This is a genomic window from Rhizobium sp. F40D2 (assembly GCF_051810745.2).
GTDB lineage: Bacteria > Pseudomonadota > Alphaproteobacteria > Rhizobiales > Rhizobiaceae > Rhizobium.
On record NZ_CM131436.1, the window covers coordinates 2227283 to 2243294 of the forward strand.

11 protein-coding genes and 1 pseudogene are annotated in these 16012 nt (G+C 62.2%); 6 read left to right on the forward strand and 6 right to left on the reverse strand.

Annotated elements, in window-relative coordinates; genetic code table 11:
- Position 1 precedes the first annotated feature (1 nt).
- Positions 2-1396: pseudogene (locus tag ACS4RS_RS10750) on the forward strand (NAD(P)(+) transhydrogenase (Re/Si-specific) subunit beta).
- Between the two features lie 177 nt (positions 1397-1573).
- On the opposite strand, the gene ACS4RS_RS10755 reads toward ACS4RS_RS10750, so the two are convergent.
- From ACS4RS_RS10755 to ACS4RS_RS10775, 5 genes are all read right to left on the reverse strand, one after another.
- Entirely contained in the window at positions 1574-2056 is a 483-nt protein-coding gene (locus ACS4RS_RS10755; protein ID WP_439010970.1) for a DUF992 domain-containing protein, read from the reverse strand.
- A 64-nt stretch (positions 2057-2120) separates the two neighbouring features.
- Positions 2121-3773, reverse strand: a complete 1653-nt coding sequence (locus ACS4RS_RS10760; protein WP_439010969.1) for an HWE histidine kinase domain-containing protein — start codon at positions 3771-3773, stop codon at positions 2121-2123.
- 232 nt (positions 3774-4005) lie between these two features.
- Entirely contained in the window at positions 4006-4875 is an 870-nt protein-coding gene (locus ACS4RS_RS10765; RefSeq protein WP_184694813.1) for a tetratricopeptide repeat protein, read from the reverse strand.
- 134 nt (positions 4876-5009) lie between these two features.
- On the reverse strand, positions 5010-5222 hold the full coding sequence (gene rpsU, locus ACS4RS_RS10770; protein ID WP_003585885.1) for a 30S ribosomal protein S21: 213 nt from the start codon (positions 5220-5222) through the stop codon (positions 5010-5012).
- 176 nt (positions 5223-5398) lie between these two features.
- Positions 5399-7018: an adenylate/guanylate cyclase domain-containing protein gene (locus ACS4RS_RS10775; protein WP_439010968.1), complete on the reverse strand. Its 1620-nt coding sequence runs from the start codon at positions 7016-7018 to the stop codon at positions 5399-5401.
- A gap of 228 nt (positions 7019-7246) precedes the next feature.
- On the opposite strand from ACS4RS_RS10775, the gene ACS4RS_RS10780 reads away from it, so the two are divergent.
- Positions 7247-9418 (forward strand): CHASE2 domain-containing protein, encoded by a 2172-nt coding sequence (locus ACS4RS_RS10780; protein WP_439010967.1) that lies wholly within the window; start codon positions 7247-7249, stop codon positions 9416-9418.
- Positions 9419-9423: 5 nt separating this feature from the next.
- Here the strand turns inward: ACS4RS_RS10780 and ACS4RS_RS10785 are convergent, their stop codons facing one another.
- Positions 9424-10467 carry a FecR domain-containing protein gene (locus ACS4RS_RS10785; protein ID WP_439010966.1) on the reverse strand — a complete coding sequence of 348 codons (1044 nt, stop codon included), beginning with the start codon at positions 10465-10467 and terminating at the stop codon, positions 9424-9426.
- A 296-nt stretch (positions 10468-10763) separates the two neighbouring features.
- On the opposite strand from ACS4RS_RS10785, the gene ACS4RS_RS10790 reads away from it, so the two are divergent.
- The 4 genes from ACS4RS_RS10790 to soxG all read left to right on the forward strand — a co-directional run bounded on the left by ACS4RS_RS10790 (position 10764) and on the right by soxG (position 15996).
- Positions 10764-12017: a sarcosine oxidase subunit beta family protein gene (locus ACS4RS_RS10790; RefSeq protein WP_164008322.1), complete on the forward strand. Its 1254-nt coding sequence runs from the start codon at positions 10764-10766 to the stop codon at positions 12015-12017.
- A gap of 106 nt (positions 12018-12123) precedes the next feature.
- A complete protein-coding gene (locus ACS4RS_RS10795; RefSeq protein ID WP_439010965.1) occupies positions 12124-12465 on the forward strand; it encodes a sarcosine oxidase subunit delta family protein in 342 nt (113 codons plus the stop codon).
- Positions 12462-15455 carry a sarcosine oxidase subunit alpha gene (locus tag ACS4RS_RS10800; protein WP_439010964.1) on the forward strand — a complete coding sequence of 998 codons (2994 nt, stop codon included), beginning with the start codon at positions 12462-12464 and terminating at the stop codon, positions 15453-15455. Before ACS4RS_RS10795 ends, ACS4RS_RS10800 begins: the two co-directional genes overlap by 4 nt.
- Positions 15448-15996, forward strand: coding sequence for a sarcosine oxidase subunit gamma family protein (soxG, locus tag ACS4RS_RS10805; RefSeq protein ID WP_439010963.1), 549 nt, complete (start codon positions 15448-15450; stop codon positions 15994-15996). The genes ACS4RS_RS10800 and soxG overlap by 8 nt, the downstream gene beginning before the upstream one ends.
- Positions 15997-16012 lie beyond the last annotated feature (16 nt).

Consider the following 16012-nt stretch of genomic DNA (forward strand, 5'->3'; position numbering starts at 1 on the left):
GATGACCAATATCGCAGCCTTCCTCTACCTCGTCTCCGGCGTTCTCTTCATCCTGGCGCTGCGAGGTCTCTCGCATCCTGCCACCAGCCGCAAGGGCAATCTCTACGGCATGATCGGCATGGGGATCGCCATCCTGACGACGCTGGTGCTGGCGACGCCGAATTTCGGCGGTTTCGTGCTGATCATCCTCGGCCTTGCCATCGGCGGCAGCGTCGGCGCCTATGTCGCCCGCACCATCGCCATGACCTCTATGCCGCAGCTTGTTGCCGGCTTCCATTCGCTGGTCGGCCTTGCCGCCGTCTTGGTCGCGGCCTCGGCGCTCTATACCCCGGCCTCCTTCGGCATCGGCGAGATCGGCCAGATCCACACCGAAGCGCGCGTTGAAATGGCGCTCGGAGTGGCGATCGGTGCCCTGACCTTCACCGGTTCGATCATCGCCTTCCTCAAACTTGACGGGCGCATGTCCGGCAAGCCGATCATGCTGCCTTACCGGCATGTGATCAATGCGGCGCTGCTGGTGCTGATCGTGCTGTTCATTATCGGGCTTGCCGCCACCGAAAGCCATTTCGACTTCTGGGCCGTCGTGGTGCTGTCCTTGGCGCTCGGCGTGTTGCTGATCGTGCCGATCGGCGGGGCGGATATGCCCGTCGTCGTCTCGATGCTGAATTCCTATTCCGGCTGGGCTGCGGCCGGCATCGGCTTCACGCTCGGCAATCTGGCGCTGATCATCACCGGCGCGCTTGTCGGTTCGTCCGGCGCGATCCTCTCTTACATCATGTGCAAGGGCATGAACCGTTCCTTCGTCTCCGTCATCCTCGGCGGTTTCGGCGGCGAGACGGCGGCCAGCGGGCCCGACACCTCAGACAAGACGGTTAAACTCGGCTCGGCCGAGGATGCAGCCTATCTGATGGCCAATGCATCGAAGGTCATCATCGTGCCGGGATATGGCATGGCGGTCGCCCAGGCCCAGCATGCGCTGCGCGAACTCGCTGACAATCTGAAGAAGAACGGCGTCGAAGTGAAATATGCGATCCACCCGGTCGCGGGCCGCATGCCCGGCCATATGAACGTGCTGCTAGCGGAAGCCAATGTTCCCTATGACGAAGTCTTCGAGCTTGAGGACATCAATTAGGAATTTGCCCAGGCCGACGTCGCCTATGTGATCGGCGCCAACGACGTCACCAATCCGGCGGCGCGCGACGACAAGACCTCGCCGATCTACGGCATGCCGATCCTCGATGTCGACCGGGCAAAGACTTGCCTCTTCGTCAAGCGCTCGCTCGGCTCGGGTTATGCCGGCATCGACAATACGCTGTTCTATAAGGACGGCACGATGATGCTGCTCGGCGATGCAAAGAAGATGACCGAGGATATCAACAAGGCGATTTCGCATTGATCGACCGCTAGAACAGGATGATTTTAGGCCAGGTCGGCCTAAAATCTGAATCCTGTTCTAAATTAAAGAGTTAGAGCATGATGTCGTCCGAAAACCGCTCACACTTTTCGGCATCATGCTTTATACGAGCCGCCCGTCGGGCGGCTGTTCTGTTGATCTCGGATTGGGCCGCTTTGCTCAGGTCTCGCCCGGCAAGAGCGTCATCTTCTCGACGCCGATGGCCAGATTCAGCCCTTCCTGCGCCTGGACATTCAGCGGCTGCAGCATGAAAGCCTGGTTGGTGCCGCCGGCAATCACCTTGGCGCCAGCGCCCGCACCGATGCTCGCATCGGCGCCGACGCCGTAATATTCGCCGGCCAGCGCGAATTGCGGTATATCCGTGCCGGTTTTCGCCAGTACCTGCCAGATCATTACGCTCTTGCCGGTTTGGCCGATGTCGAGACCGAACTTCTCGATCTTGCCGGCATAGACCGCCTTGGCGCCGCCTGACGCCGGCGTATAGGTGCAGATCAGGTTCTTCTGCGAGGTGATGATCAGCCCTTGACCACCATCCGATCCGCAGACCAGACGGCCAAGCGTGACATAACTTTCCGCGCGCGCCGGGTTTGCCCAGGCAGCGGCTGTCAGAGCCGCGGCGGCGATCATGGTTTGCTTGAACATGGTCTTTCTCCTTGGGAACGACCTGTTCGAAACGGGTAGGGGTAGCGATTGTTCCTGACTTGGTTTAGTCCCGCTCGAGCGTGGAGCGCTGCGCCGTCAGCACCCATAGGAGGCCCTCGGGCCGGAAATCGACCTGGACGGTGCCGCGGAAGGCGGAGGCGGCATGGGCCTTGATAACGGTCGTGCCGAAACCCGAGCGGGTCGGCTCTGCCACAGGCGGGCCACCGCGTTCCTCCCAGGTGAAGCGGAGCAGGGCATCCGGCTTGTCTTCCTCCGTGACATCGCGCCATTCGAAACGGACACGGCCTTGCGGCACGGAGAGCGCACCGTATTTCACCGAATTGGTGGCGAGTTCATGCAGGGCAAGGCCGAGATTCTGCACCGCATCCGGCTTCAGCACGAAGTCTTCGCCTGTGATTTCGATCTGTTCGCGCGATTGCGGGAAGGCCTGCAGGTGGATGTCGACCACCCGCCGCAGCGACACGCCTCCCCATTGCTCGCTCGTCAGCAGCTCGATCGAACGCCCCAGCCCCTCGAGGCGGTCGGCGACGGCGGCCTGGAAGGTCTCGACGCTATCGGCCTGTTTGGCGAGCTGGCGCATCATTGCCTGGGCAAGCGTCAGAAGGTTTTTGGTGCGGTGGACGAGCTCGTGCATAACGAAGCGCAGCCGGTCCTCGGTCTGGCTGCGATCGAAGGAGGCGTTCGAGAGGGCGATTGCCACCTGGTTCGCCTCGATGACGCTGGTCTCGACCGGCGAGACGATATGGCCTTCGCCCATGCGGTTGGCCATTTCGGCGATATCGCGGATGGTGGTGCGTACCTGCCTTGCAACGGCATAGGCGCCGAGCACCGCGACGAGCACCAGGGCTACGCCGCCGATGATGAGGAAACGCCAGGTGCTGAGGATCGAAGCCTGGGCGATCGGTCCCCAGATCACCGTTTTCCACGACCAGCCGGGAATCCTGGCATAGCCGAGCAGCATGTGCGGCAGAATCGTCTCGTCCTGGAAGACGCCACGTGAAGCGGTGAACGCCGGCAGGATGCGCGGATCAAACGGCGTGCCGGGTTCGAGATTGGCGGGGCCGGCAGCGGCGACCACTTGGCCGCTCTGATCGATGACGGCGGCCGACCAGCCGGGGGCAAGACCCTCGGTCGTCACGAGCTTGCCCAGATCCTTGGCATCCTGGGTGATGATGAGGGCTGCGACCGGATCGTCTGCCCGCGGCAGGGTGACATTATAGACCCATTCGCCGCTGGTCCGGCCGCGGAAGACGTCCGATGCCTCGATACGACCGGAGGCCATGACCGCTTCGAGGGCGGGGAGGTTCGCCGTCTTGCCAAGCGGCGTGCCGAACGCCCGGCGCGTGTTCAGCAGCTGCTGACCGGTGCGATCGACGGCGATGACGAACAGTGTATTGTCTCTGAGGGCCGTTTCCGTGCGCTCGTGGAAGGCGGCGAGATTGCCGTTTTCGAGTTCCGGCGAGCTCGAAAGCAGCCGCAGCGTCGTTGCCATATCCTGAAGCTGGCGGTCGATGATGCGCGAAAGCGCAAGCGCATCCTGGGCCGTCTCGCGCCGCAGCGTCGAACGCTGGTTGTCCTCAAGCTGCAGCAGAAGCAGCGTTACAAAGGCGAAGATCGGCAGCGCGATGGCCACCGCCATGGCGACGAGATAGGTGCCGATCGAGGCCTTGGGAAAGAACAGCGCGACGATCTTCATCTGTTTCGCCACGTCCCATGCGCTGGCCGGCAAGGGTTTTTGCGAGCGGTCACGAAAGCAAAGATCAGCATCTCTCGCAAGCCGCCCTCAAACTGTTTCGAACACCTGATAGCAAGCTATCGAAGCAGTGCCATGTTAGGGGGAGCAATAGCAGGTTGCAACACACTATGATATGTCATCGAGGACGACGTAACATGCGGCGGCCGATATTTCGGCCGCCCGACTGATGTCTTTAACCGGCTGAGGCGGCGCCGACGCGGGCAAGGCCGTCGCGAGCCGGCTGGTATTTGGGATCGAGGCCAACCGCGTGGCGATAGGACCGGGCGGCCTTCGCCTTGTCGCCGCGCCGCTCGTAAACCAGCGCCTGGTTGGCCCAGGATTCGGCAATGTTGCCGTTGAGTTCGATCGCATGGTTGAAATCGGCAAAGGCGTTGTCGTTGTCGTTCAGCGCTATATAGGATATGCCGCGGCCATTATAGGGCTCGGGCGAATTCGGGGCGAGCGAGATCGCCTTCGAGAAATCGTCGATCGCCTTATCCTGCTGATTGCGCTTCTGATAGATCAGGCCACGATTGTGATAGGCGCGGCCATCGGTGGTGCCGAGCTGGATCGCCTTGTCGAAATCGTTGAAGGCCTGGTCGTCCTGGCCGGCCATGCGATAGACGTTGCCGCGGCCGATATAGGCGACGTCGTAACTCGGATTGATCTGCAGGGCGGCATTGTAATCGCTGATCGCCTGGGCCTGCTGGCCCATGTTACGATAGACCAGGGCGCGGTTGGCATAAGCCTGGAAAAACCGCGGATTGATCTGCAATGCGGTGTTGAAATCGTTCAGCGCCTGGCGAAACTGGCCGCCGCGGCCATAGGCGGAACCGCGGACGTTGTAGCCTTCGGGATCCTTGGGATTGGCGTTGATGACTGCCGTCAGCGAGGCGATATTCTCTTCTGAACCCTGCGCCTTGTCGATGCGGATCACGGCATCCGTTGTGTTTGTCGTCTCACAGCCGGCGAGGCCGAACATTGCCGCCAGCGCCAAAGCGGGCAGGAATGCGGTTTTCTGCAGGCGCCAGGCGCGGGACGGATTGAAGGTGTTGACAGCCATTCGGGCTCGCTTTCCCCATGCGGCATATCCGATATTGGGATATGCATTCTTCAGCGGCAAACTAAAAAAGCGGTGGCGAACCCATCGCCCCCGCCACAATGCATCTGAAAACGTCGAAAAAACGACGGAAACGCTCAGCGTGCGACCAGACCTTCGCGCTGGGCGCGCTTGCGGGCCAGCTTGCGCACGCGACGAACAGCTTCGGCCTTTTCGCGAGCACGCTTCTGCGACGGCTTCTCGTAGTAGTCGCGCATCTTCATTTCGCGGAAAATGCCTTCGCGCTGCATCTTCTTCTTGAGAGCGCGGAGAGCCTGATCGACATTGTTATCGCGGACAAGTACCTGCACGAGAATCACGTTCCTTTGGTTGGTTGATGCCGGCGGCGGCGCAGCGGCCAGGGGCAAAAATATAACGTTCGCGCGGCCGCAGCCTTGCGATTGGTGATGCGGGATATCAGATCGGGTATAGGAAGTCCAGATGCATATGGAAAGCGGCTGGAAAAATCACGCTTGCCCCTGTCCGGTCACGATCCGGCTGCCTCGGGCGCGGTTTCATCAAGCGCTGCGATCGCCTCCTTGAGAGCCGTCCTGACCCGGAGGCGATCGGCCGGCTCCAGCCTGCTCATATCCAGATGCAGGTCGAGGCCCGCCAAGTGTTCGCTGAGCACGCGACTCTTATGGTCCGCCCCGAGTGTCAGCCCATCCACCGCATAGGGCACGATCTCGCGCTGAATGCCCTTCATGGTGATCGGCGGCAGCGGGTGGGCGTCGACGATCTCGTTCACCAGCGCGTAGGTTTCGTAGCTGATGACGATTTCTCCTCCCTGGGCGATCGATTGCAGCCGGGCTGCGAGATTGGCCTCTGCCCCGATGATCGTATAATCCATGCGGTCGCTGCTGCCGAAATTGCCGACGTTGCAATAACCGCTGTTGATCCCCATGCGGACGACGAAAGGCTCTTCGGTGCCGTTTCTGCGCCATCTTTCCTTGAGTTCGCCGAGACGGCGCTGCATGTCGACGGCCATTCGCAGACAGGCTTTCGCGTCTTCCTCCGGACCTCTGGTTTCCGGGTCGCCGAAAAACACCAGCATGGCGTCACCGATGAATTTGTCCACCGTGCCGCCATGTTCCAGCGCAATGTTCGACATCTCGGTCAGATATTCGTTGAGCATCGCCGTCAGCGCTTCCGGCTGCAGGCGTTCGGTGGTGGCGGTGAAATCCTTGATGTCGGAGAAGAAGATCGTCAGGCGTTTACGCTCGGTGTGGACGACGACGTCCTTCTGCCCGGAGAAGATGCTTTTGTAAATCTGTGGCGAGAGATAGCGCGAAATCTTCAGGGAAACGCTGGCGAGGAACTCGTTTGCCGTTTCCAGATCCTGGTTGGCGCTATGGATCGCGCGCGCCTGCTGCCGCTGGAGGAGAATGAAGCTGATGCCGATGATGGCAACAAATAGAAAATAGCAGAGCAGGTATTTGAAGGCGAAGACATTGCTCGCATAGGGCTGCCGGATGATGACTTCCTGAATGCCGCGGACATCGCCCACTTTCCAATCGGTCTTCGGGCTTTCGGGATGGGTATTGTGGCAGGCAACACAAGCCTGGCCCATGACGACGGGGGTGATGAAGCGTAATGTATCGGTCAATCCGACCCGGGTGAGATCGTTCAGCGTCTGCTGCGGATTGGCGCGCAGCGCGGCTAGCGCTTTGATCTCGAAATCGTCGAGTTCGTGGGAGGCACGGCTCTTGAACGGCAGGTCGGAGACGAAACGGTAGGTGATGTTGGCCTGCTGTTCCTTGATGACGTCGCCGAGCTCCAGGGAAAGCGTCGCCGGCAGCGGGATGGCGCCAGGAATATTCGCATAGTTGTGGGAGACCACCGTGCCTTCGATCAGGCCGCTGGCATGCGCGGCGAGGACGCGCCCGACGACATTGGCGGAATAATAGGAGCGGATGCTCGAGATCAGCGAGCTCATGTCGCGTGCCTGACGCCGCAGGGTATTTCCCGAGAGATCGCTGATATCGAGCCAGACGGCCAGCGGCAGTCCTGCGAGCATTGCCAGCACGACGACAATAAGCCAATAGCCGCTCCGACGTGCGGCGGTTTCGGAAATCACGGCAACCCCTCGTTCTACTCTAGAAGGCATTCGATTTTCGACTGCTACAAGAACATTTCGCCGGCTGCCGGGCAAGATCGAAGCTGCCTGCCATCCCTGTCATCCAGCCAAAAGCCGGCCTAATCCGGAAGTGTGGCGCGGCCCAATGAAAGAGGGGACCGCGACGGCATGGGCGAATGGCGTTTGGACCGAAAGCGGCGTAGCCTGCTGGCAGGTGCGGGCCGTTTATGCGGGCCGTGGAGGGACACCGGTGAGATCATGACGCGCGTCCAGCAAATCGGTGTCGTTATCGGCCTGGCGATCGTGGCTCTGCTCACGATCCTGCGGGCCGATGATCCCGGGATTTTCAAGCTGATCCGCGGCGTGACCTTCGATGAATATCAGCGGCTCGTTCCGAGGACCTTCGAGCCGATGCCGGTTCGCGTGATCGACATAGACGAGGCATCCTTACGCGAATTCGGCCAATGGCCCTGGCCGCGGGACCGGATGGCGCTGCTGGTGGACCGGCTTTCCGCGATGGGCGCTTCGGCCATCGCCTTCGATATTCTATTCGCCGAGCCGGACCGGCTGTCGCCGCGCAACGTCGTCGCCGAGGTTGCAGGCGTCGATCCTTCGCTTGCCGAGAAACTGCCTGACAATGACGAGATATTCGCCCGCGCGATTGCCGAGAAGCCCGTCGTGCTCGGCTTCGGCCTTTCCAACGTGGGCAACTACCGGCCGCCTGTGAAGGCGGGTTTCGCCTTCACAGGCGAAAGCCCCGTTTCCGCGCCGCCCTATCTCGGCGCCTCGACACCGCTCAGGCCGCAATTGGAGGCAAATGCGGCGGGTCTCGGCCATATCAGCCTCAACCCCGGCAACCCTTCGCCGGTGGTGCGGGCGGTGCCGCTGTTTTTGACCGACGGCGAGCAGCTCTATCCAAATCTCGCCATCGAGGCGCTGCGCGTTGCGCAGGGGGCGTCGACCTATGTGCTGTCAGGCGCGCCCGATCGTGCCGGCATCATGACATCGGCGAAGATCGGCGATTTCGTCGTGCCACTGACGGCGGCGGGCGAACTCTGGCTCTATGTCAGCCCCGACCGGGCCGAGCGGTACATATCCGCCAGGCAGGTGCTTGCGGCCGAAGGAGCCTCTCCCGAGGTCGTGGCCGCCATTGACGGCAGCATCGTCTTCGTCGGCACATCGGCCGCCGGCTTGCAGGACATCCGCGTCACGGCGCTCGGCGAGAACGTTCCCGGCGTGTCGCTGCATGCCCAGGCGGTTGAGCAGATACTGTCCGGCCATTTCCTGTCGCGGCCCGACTGGGCGGACGGACTGGAAATCCTGACGATTGCCGTGCTCGGATGCCTGCTCGTCGTGGTGACGACCTTCGTCAGTCCCGGCGTCGCGCTGATCTGCGGCCTGCTGATCACGGCGATGGCGCTCGTAGCCTCCTGGTCGTCTTTTCTGTATGCCGGGCTTCTTTTCGATCCGCTGGCGCCGATCGTCAGCGGATCGATCATCCATTTTGCCGCAACCTCGTTCAAAATCCTGGTGATCGACCGGGAGCGGCGGGCGGTACGGCGCGCCTTCGGGCATTATCTTTCGCCATCGCTGCTCCATCGTATCGAGCATACCCGCGATCCATTGCGCCTCGGCGGCGACGACCGCGAACTGACGGTCATGTTCGTCGATGTCCGAAACTTCACCGAGATCAGCGAGCGGCTGGCGCCGACCGATGTCGTCGCCTTCCTGAACACGCTCCTCGATGCGCTCAGCCGCCATGTGGTGGCCAATGAAGGCACGCTCGACAAGTTCATCGGCGATTCGATCATGGCGTTCTGGAATGCGCCCGTCGATGTGGCCGATCATGAAACCAAGGCGGTTCGCGCAGCACTTGCCATGCGCGAGACGCTCGCCGAATTGAACGCCGGCGACGCTTTCGGCTTTGGACCCGGACAGCAGGTCGGGATCGGCATCGGGATCCATACCGGCCTTGCCTGTGTCGGCAATATGGGGGCCAAGACGCGCTTCAATTATTCGGCGGTCGGCGATGCCGTCAATGTCGCGGCGCGTCTGGAATCATGCTGCAAGGAAGTCGGCTTCGATATTCTGATATCCGACAGCACGGCAAGGTCGGTGCAGGGCATGGCCCTGCTCGAGGCCGGCGCCATTCCGCTCAAAGGCAAGAGCAGCCGAACACAGATCCTTGCCGTCGTCGGCGACGAACGTATGGCCGCATCGGCTGAATTTTCAGCCCTTGTCGTCACCCACCAGCAGTTGATGCAAGCCCTGCTTACGCATTCGAAGAACACCCGCAAGCTTATCGGCGCGGCAAAGCTCAGGGCCGCGAGAGTGATCGACGGCCTGCCGGAATTCTATCGGCGGGTATCCGGCAGGAACGATCATTTTCGCGAGGCGAATGATCGATGCGAGAAGAGCGCGGTCGACTGAACGGGTCAGCGGTTGTGATTGAAACTCCCGCCCCTGTTGTGGTGCCGATCCTTGTCGTGATCACGATCGCCATCGTGGTCGCGGTGGTGTTCTTGATGATCCTGGTCATTTCCGTGATGCGGGTCGTGGTGTCCGGGCCGGTCGTGATCATCATGCCCGCCATGCTTGTCGGGACGATCGGGCCTATCATGATGCGGCCTGTCGTAATCTGGCCTGTCGTGATGGGGCCTGTCATGATGCGGTTTGTCGTAATGCGGCATGTCGGGCTTGTTCGGACGCTCCTTCTGCGGCTCGGCCCGTCTCTGCGGCGGATCCTGCCTTTGCGGAACTGGTGTAATCGCCGGAGGAGGTGGTTTTCTGTCTTTTCTTTCCGGCGCGGCCGACGCCATATTGCAGCCGCCGATCATGCCGATGCCGCCTGAAAGCCGCTGATTGCCGGAGAGAAAGGGCAGCGCGCGGGGATTTCCGAGCGTATCGAGAATGCTGGGATCGACCCGGCGGGCCGCCGACATATTGCCGTTCGGCTTGGCGACCACGCAATCGCAGCGCTGCTGCAATTGCCGGCAGCCGCCCGGGCCGCAAAACCGGGCCGCGCCATTCAATAGGACGACGGCGGTCGTGCCATCGGGGCCGACGTAGAAATCGAAAGCCGTGCCGCGCACACCGATCGTGCCGGCGGGCGTCAGGATCTGGTAGGCGGAGGAGTTGGAGCTGCCGCTCACCCAGCGGAACGTGCCCTTTGCCGCTCTGATGGTCAGTTTCTTCACCGATTGGGCATCATCGAAGACATATTTGTCGATCACGACCGACGAGCCCCAGCCCACTGCGAGTTTCGTGCCGTCACGAAACAGGAATTGGCCAAGCCCCGATGGGGATGTCTTGATGCGTTCGTTGCGATGGACGCTGCTATCGACTTCGATTGGGCCGCTCTGCCCCGTCACCTCCGTCTTGATGACGACAGCTTGGCCGACTGGCTCGGCGGAAAGCGCCGGCTGGGCGACGGCAACCACAATGCAAAGTGCTTGGAGTAATGAACGCCGACCCCACATGATACACGTACCCCGGAAACACGGGGAGAATTAACATTTTAGTAACTGCTTGTCTTCTCGCCCACTTGGGCTAGAGCAAGGCTGCGATCCAGGGAAGGCCGATTTTGCCTCGTCCTGCCGAACGGCCTCGGAAGCAGCGGACGATGTCGCGCGAATACTGCGCAGTTTTCGGCATCATGTCGCTGAGTGTCAAAAGCAAAGCGCTCGACTGTCGCAAAAGAACCGTTGTGCCGCATTTGGATTTGCGATTTGTATGGGCGCGGAGAACAGCCCTTTCCCATAGGAGAACAAGGCGGATGCGGAAATATTCGGTTTTTGCCGTGGCGAGGGAGGCCCTCCGGGGCCATAAGGGCTGGGAGAAGCAGTGGACTTCGCCCGAGCCGCGCGCCGAATACGACGTCGTCATCATCGGCGCCGGCGGCCACGGACTAGGCGCTGCCTATTACCTCGCCAAGGAGCACGGCATCACCAATGTGGCGGTGATCGAGAAGGGCTGGCTTGGCGGCGGCAATACCGGGCGCAACACCACCATCATCCGCTCCAATTATCTCTACGAAGAGAGCATGCACATCTACGAGCATTCGATGAAGCTCTGGGAAGGGCTTTCGCAGGAGCTCAACTACAATGTGATGTATTCGCCGCGCGGCGTGATGATGCTCTCGCACAATATTCACGACCAGCAGTCGTTCAAGCGGCATATCCATGCCAACCGGCTCTACGGTATCGACAATGAATGGCTGACGCCGGAGCAGGCCAAGGCTTATTGCCCGCCGCTCGACATCTCGGCCAGCGCCCGCTACCCGATCAACGGCGCTGCGCTGCAGCGCCGCGGCGGCACGGCGCGGCACGATGCGGTTGCCTGGGGTTATGCCCGCGCCGCATCGGACCGCGGGGTGCACATCATCCAGAATTGCGAAGTGACCGGAATCCGCCGCGGCCCCGATGGGCGCGTGACCGGGGTCGAGACCTCGCGCGGCTTCATCGGCGCTAAAAAGGTCGCGGTGTCGGCCGCCGGCCATACGACGACGATCATGAAGATGGCCGATGTGCGCGTGCCGCTGCAATCGAGCCCGCTGCAGGCGCTGGTCTCCGAGCCGCTGAAGCCGATCTTTCCGTGCGTCGTCATGTCGAACACGGTGCATGCCTATATCTCCCAGTCCGACAAGGGAGAGCTCGTCATCGGCGCCGGCACCGACCAGTACAATTCCTACTCCCAGACCGGCGGGCTGCAGATTATCACGCACACGCTCGATGCCATCTGCGAACTCTTCCCGATGTTCCGGCGCGTCAAGATGATGCGGCAATGGGGCGGCATCGTCGACAATACGCCGGATCGTTCGGCGATCCAGTCGAAGACGCCGGTTCCCGGGCTCTACGTCAATTGCGGTTGGGGCACCGGCGGCTTCAAAGCGACGCCAGGCTCGGCCAATCTCTTCGCGCATCTGATTGCCCGCGACGAGCCGCACAAGTTCAATGCCGGGCTGACGCTGGAGCGTTTCCGCAGTGGCCGGCTGATCGACGAGGCGGCGGCTGCAGCGGTGGCGCACTGATGATGAATGCTATCTGGACGTTCGCTCCTTTCGTCGCTCACCCCCTCATCCGCCTTTCAGGCACCTTCTCCCCGATGGGGAGAAGGGGAGGAGAAGGAAATCACACATGCTGCTGATCCATTGCCCTTACTGTCAGGAAGAGCGCTCGGAGCTTGAATTCCGTGGCGCCGGTGACGCGCATATCGTGCGGCCTGCCGATATCGCCTCGGTCTCCGACGAGGAATTCGAAGCCTATTTCTTTCTGCGTGACAATCCGAAAGGCCTGATCTTCGAACGCTGGCGGCATATTCACGGCTGCGGGCGCTTCTTCAACGCGGCGCGCGATACGGTGAGCGACAAGTTCATCATGACTTACAAGGCGGGGGAGCCGAAGCCTCAGATCGGTGCTGCGGCGGAGAAGCATGCGCCTGTCGAGACATATGAAGCCCTGGAAGGAGAGGCGCAATGAGCGGCGTGAACCGTATTGTCGGCAAGGGCCGTCTGACGCCGGCCAGAACCGCGCGCTTCAGCTTCGACGGCAAGAGCTACACGGCGCTCGAAGGCGATACCGTCGCCTCGGCGCTGATCGCCCACGGCGTGCATCTTCTGGGACGTTCGTTCAAATACCACCGGGCCCGCGGCATTCTGTCGGCCGGGGCCGAGGAGCCGAATGCGCTGATCGACGTCGCCCGCGACAAGGCGCGCAAGCAGCCGAACGTGCGTGCCACCGTGCAGGAAGTCTTCGATGGCATGATCGTCAGCTCGCAGAACCGTTGGCCGTCGCTTGCCTTCGATGTCGGCGCCGTCAACAATCTGATGTCGCCGTTCTTTGCTGCCGGCTTCTACTACAAGACCTTCATGTGGCCGCGTGCCGCCTGGAAAAGCGTCTATGAACCGATCATCCGGCGTGCCGCCGGCCTCGGCGTCGCGCCGACGGAGGAGGATCCCGATCATTATGCCAGCCGCTACGCCCATTGCGACGTGCTGGTGGTGGGCGCCGGCCTTGCCGGGCTTTCAGCCGCGCTGGCTGCGGCCGAGGACGGCGCCCGGGTCATCCTGTGCGACGAGCAGGCGGAAGCGGGCGGGGCATTGCGTTACGATACCGGCGTGACAGTCGACGGACAGGACGGTAATAGCTGGGCACAGAAGGCCGTGGCGCGGCTGAAGGCGATGGACAACGTCGAAGTCCTCGCCCGCACGACCGCCTTCGGTTACTACAACCACAATTTCGTCGCTCTTGCCGAGCGCGTCACCGATCATATCGCCAGGCCTTCGCGCGATCTGCCGCGCGAGCGGCTCTGGCAGGTCCGGGCCAAGCGGGTGATCCTTGCCACCGGCGCGATCGAGCGGCATATGGTATTTCCGAACAACGACCGGCCGGGCATCATGCTGGCCTCGGCGGGGCGGATGTATCTCAATCACTACGGCGTCGCCGTCGGGACCAAGGTCGGCATCTATACGGCGCATGACTCGGCCTATGAGGCAGCTTTCGATCTGAAGCGAGCCGGTGTTTCGATCGCCGCCATCGTCGACAGCAGGCAGGCGCCGGGAGCGGCGGTGCTGGAAGAGGCGCGTGCGCTCGGCATCGATGTTCTGGCCGGCCAGTCGGTTGTCAATACGGCAGGGCGGCTGCGCATCTCATCGATGACGGTGGCGCGCAACGGCGGCGGTTCGCCGCGCAAGATCGCGGTCGACGCGTTGCTGGTTTCGGCCGGCTGGACGCCGTCCGTGCATCTATTCTCTCAGTCGCGGGGCAAAGTGGCTTTCGATGCCGAAAGCCAGCGCTTCCTGCCCGGCTCCTACGCACAGGACTGCCTCTCGGTCGGCGCCTGCAACGGCACCGACGATCTGCAGCGGACGATCGAGGAATCGCTTGCGGCCGGCGAGCTGATGGCGCAGGCCACCGGCGGAAGCGGCGGCGACAAGATCGTCATTTCGGCCGAGCAAGCCTATGACTGGACGGGCGGCATGATCGGTGCTGCAGAAGGAGCCGGCCCGAAGAGCAACGCCAAGGCCTTCATCGATTTCCAGCACGACGTCTGCGCCAAGGATATCCGCCTTGCCGTGCGCGAGGGCATGCATTCGATCGAGCACATCAAGCGCTTTACGACCAACGGCATGGCCTCGGACCAGGGCAAGCTTTCCAACATGCACGGCCTGGCGATCGCCGCCGAAATGCTCGGCAAGGAAATCCCGCAGGTCGGTCTGACCACCTTCCGCGCGCCCTATACGCCGGTTACCTACGGCACTCTGATCGGCCATTCGCGCGGGGAGCTGTTCGATCCGACGCGCAAGACGCCGCTGCATCACTGGGAAGAGGCTCATGGCGCCGTCTTCGAAGATGTCGGCAACTGGAAGCGCGCCTGGTTCTATCCACGGGCGGGCGAGACCATGCATGAGGCGGTCGCCCGCGAATGCCGGACGGCACGCGAGTCAGCGGGCATCTTCGATGCTTCGACGCTCGGCAAGATCGAGGTGGTGGGGCCGGATGCGGCAAAGTTCCTCAATCTCATCTATACCAATGCCTGGGACACGCTGAAGCCGGGCAAGGCCCGCTACGGCATCATGACCCGCGAGGACGGCTTCGTTTATGACGACGGCGTCGTCGGGCGCCTGGCGGACGATCGTTTCCATGTGACGACGACGACCGGCGGCGCGCCGCGCGTTCTCCATCACATGGAAGATTACTTGCAGACGGAATTCCCGGATCTGAAGGTATGGCTGACCTCGGTGACCGAGCAATGGGCGGTGATTGCCGTGCAGGGCCCGAAGGCGCGCGAGATCGTCGCGCCGCTCGTCGAAGGGCTCGATCTGTCGAACGAGGCCTTCCCGCATATGAGCGTTGCCGAGTGCACGGTCTGCGGCGTGCCGGCACGGCTCTTCCGTGTCTCCTTCACCGGCGAAACCGGCTTCGAAATCAACGTGCCGGCAGATTACGGCCAGTCGGTGCTCGAAGCGGTCTGGGCCAATGCCGTGCCGCTCGGCGCCTGCGTCTACGGCACCGAGACGATGCACGTTCTCCGCGCCGAGAAGGGCTATATCATCGTTGGCCAGGATACAGACGGCACCGTGACCCCCGATGACGCGGGCGTTGCCTGGGCCGTTTCGAAGAAAAAGAAGGACTTTGTCGGCATTCGCGGGCTGCAGCGTCCTGATCTCGTCAAGGAAGGGCGCAAGCAGCTCGTCGGCCTTGTCACCAAGGATCCGAAGCTGGTGCTCGAAGAAGGCGCGCAGGTCGTCGCGAACCCGAACGAGCCGAAGCCGATGACCATGCTCGGCCATGTCACATCGGCCTATTGGTCGGAAAATTGCGGCCGGTCGATCGCCTTCGCGCTTGTCGCCGGCGGTCGGGCGAGGATGGGCGAGACGCTCTACGTGCCGATGGCGGACCGGACGATCGCCGTTGAGGTGACGGATCTGGTATTCTTTGACAAGGAAGGAGGCCGCATCCATGGCTGATGTCGCAATTCGCAAACCGGCGCTTGCCGGCCGTCTCGGCGGCTCCGCAACAGTACGGCTGACGACGGCGCCGGCAGCGAGCCGTGTGGCGCTGCGCGCGCCGGCGGAATCGCTTGCAGCACTTTCCTTCGCGCTCGGTCTGTCCGTGCCGATCGCCCCGAAAACATCGGGCCGGGCCGGTGCCCGATCGGTGCTCTGGATCGGGCCGGACGAATGGCTGCTGATCGACGAGGACGGCGCCGATCTGATGACGGTGCTTTCGGGCGTGGATGCCGTGCATTCGGCGACCGACGTTTCTCACCGCAATCTGGCGATCATCGTCTCGGGACCGGGTGCGGAAAAGACGCTTGCCGCCGGCTGCCCGCAGGATCTGTCCTTGTCTTTGTTTCCGGTCGGAGCCGCGTCGCGCACGATCCTCGGCAAGGCGGAAATCGTGCTTCTGCGCACCGATGAAGACACGTTCCGGGTGGAGTGCTGGCGGTCGTTTTCCGATTACGTCTTCGGGCTGCTCGACGAGGCCGCTCATGATGCCGGCCATTGAGGCTGGACCGATCCGG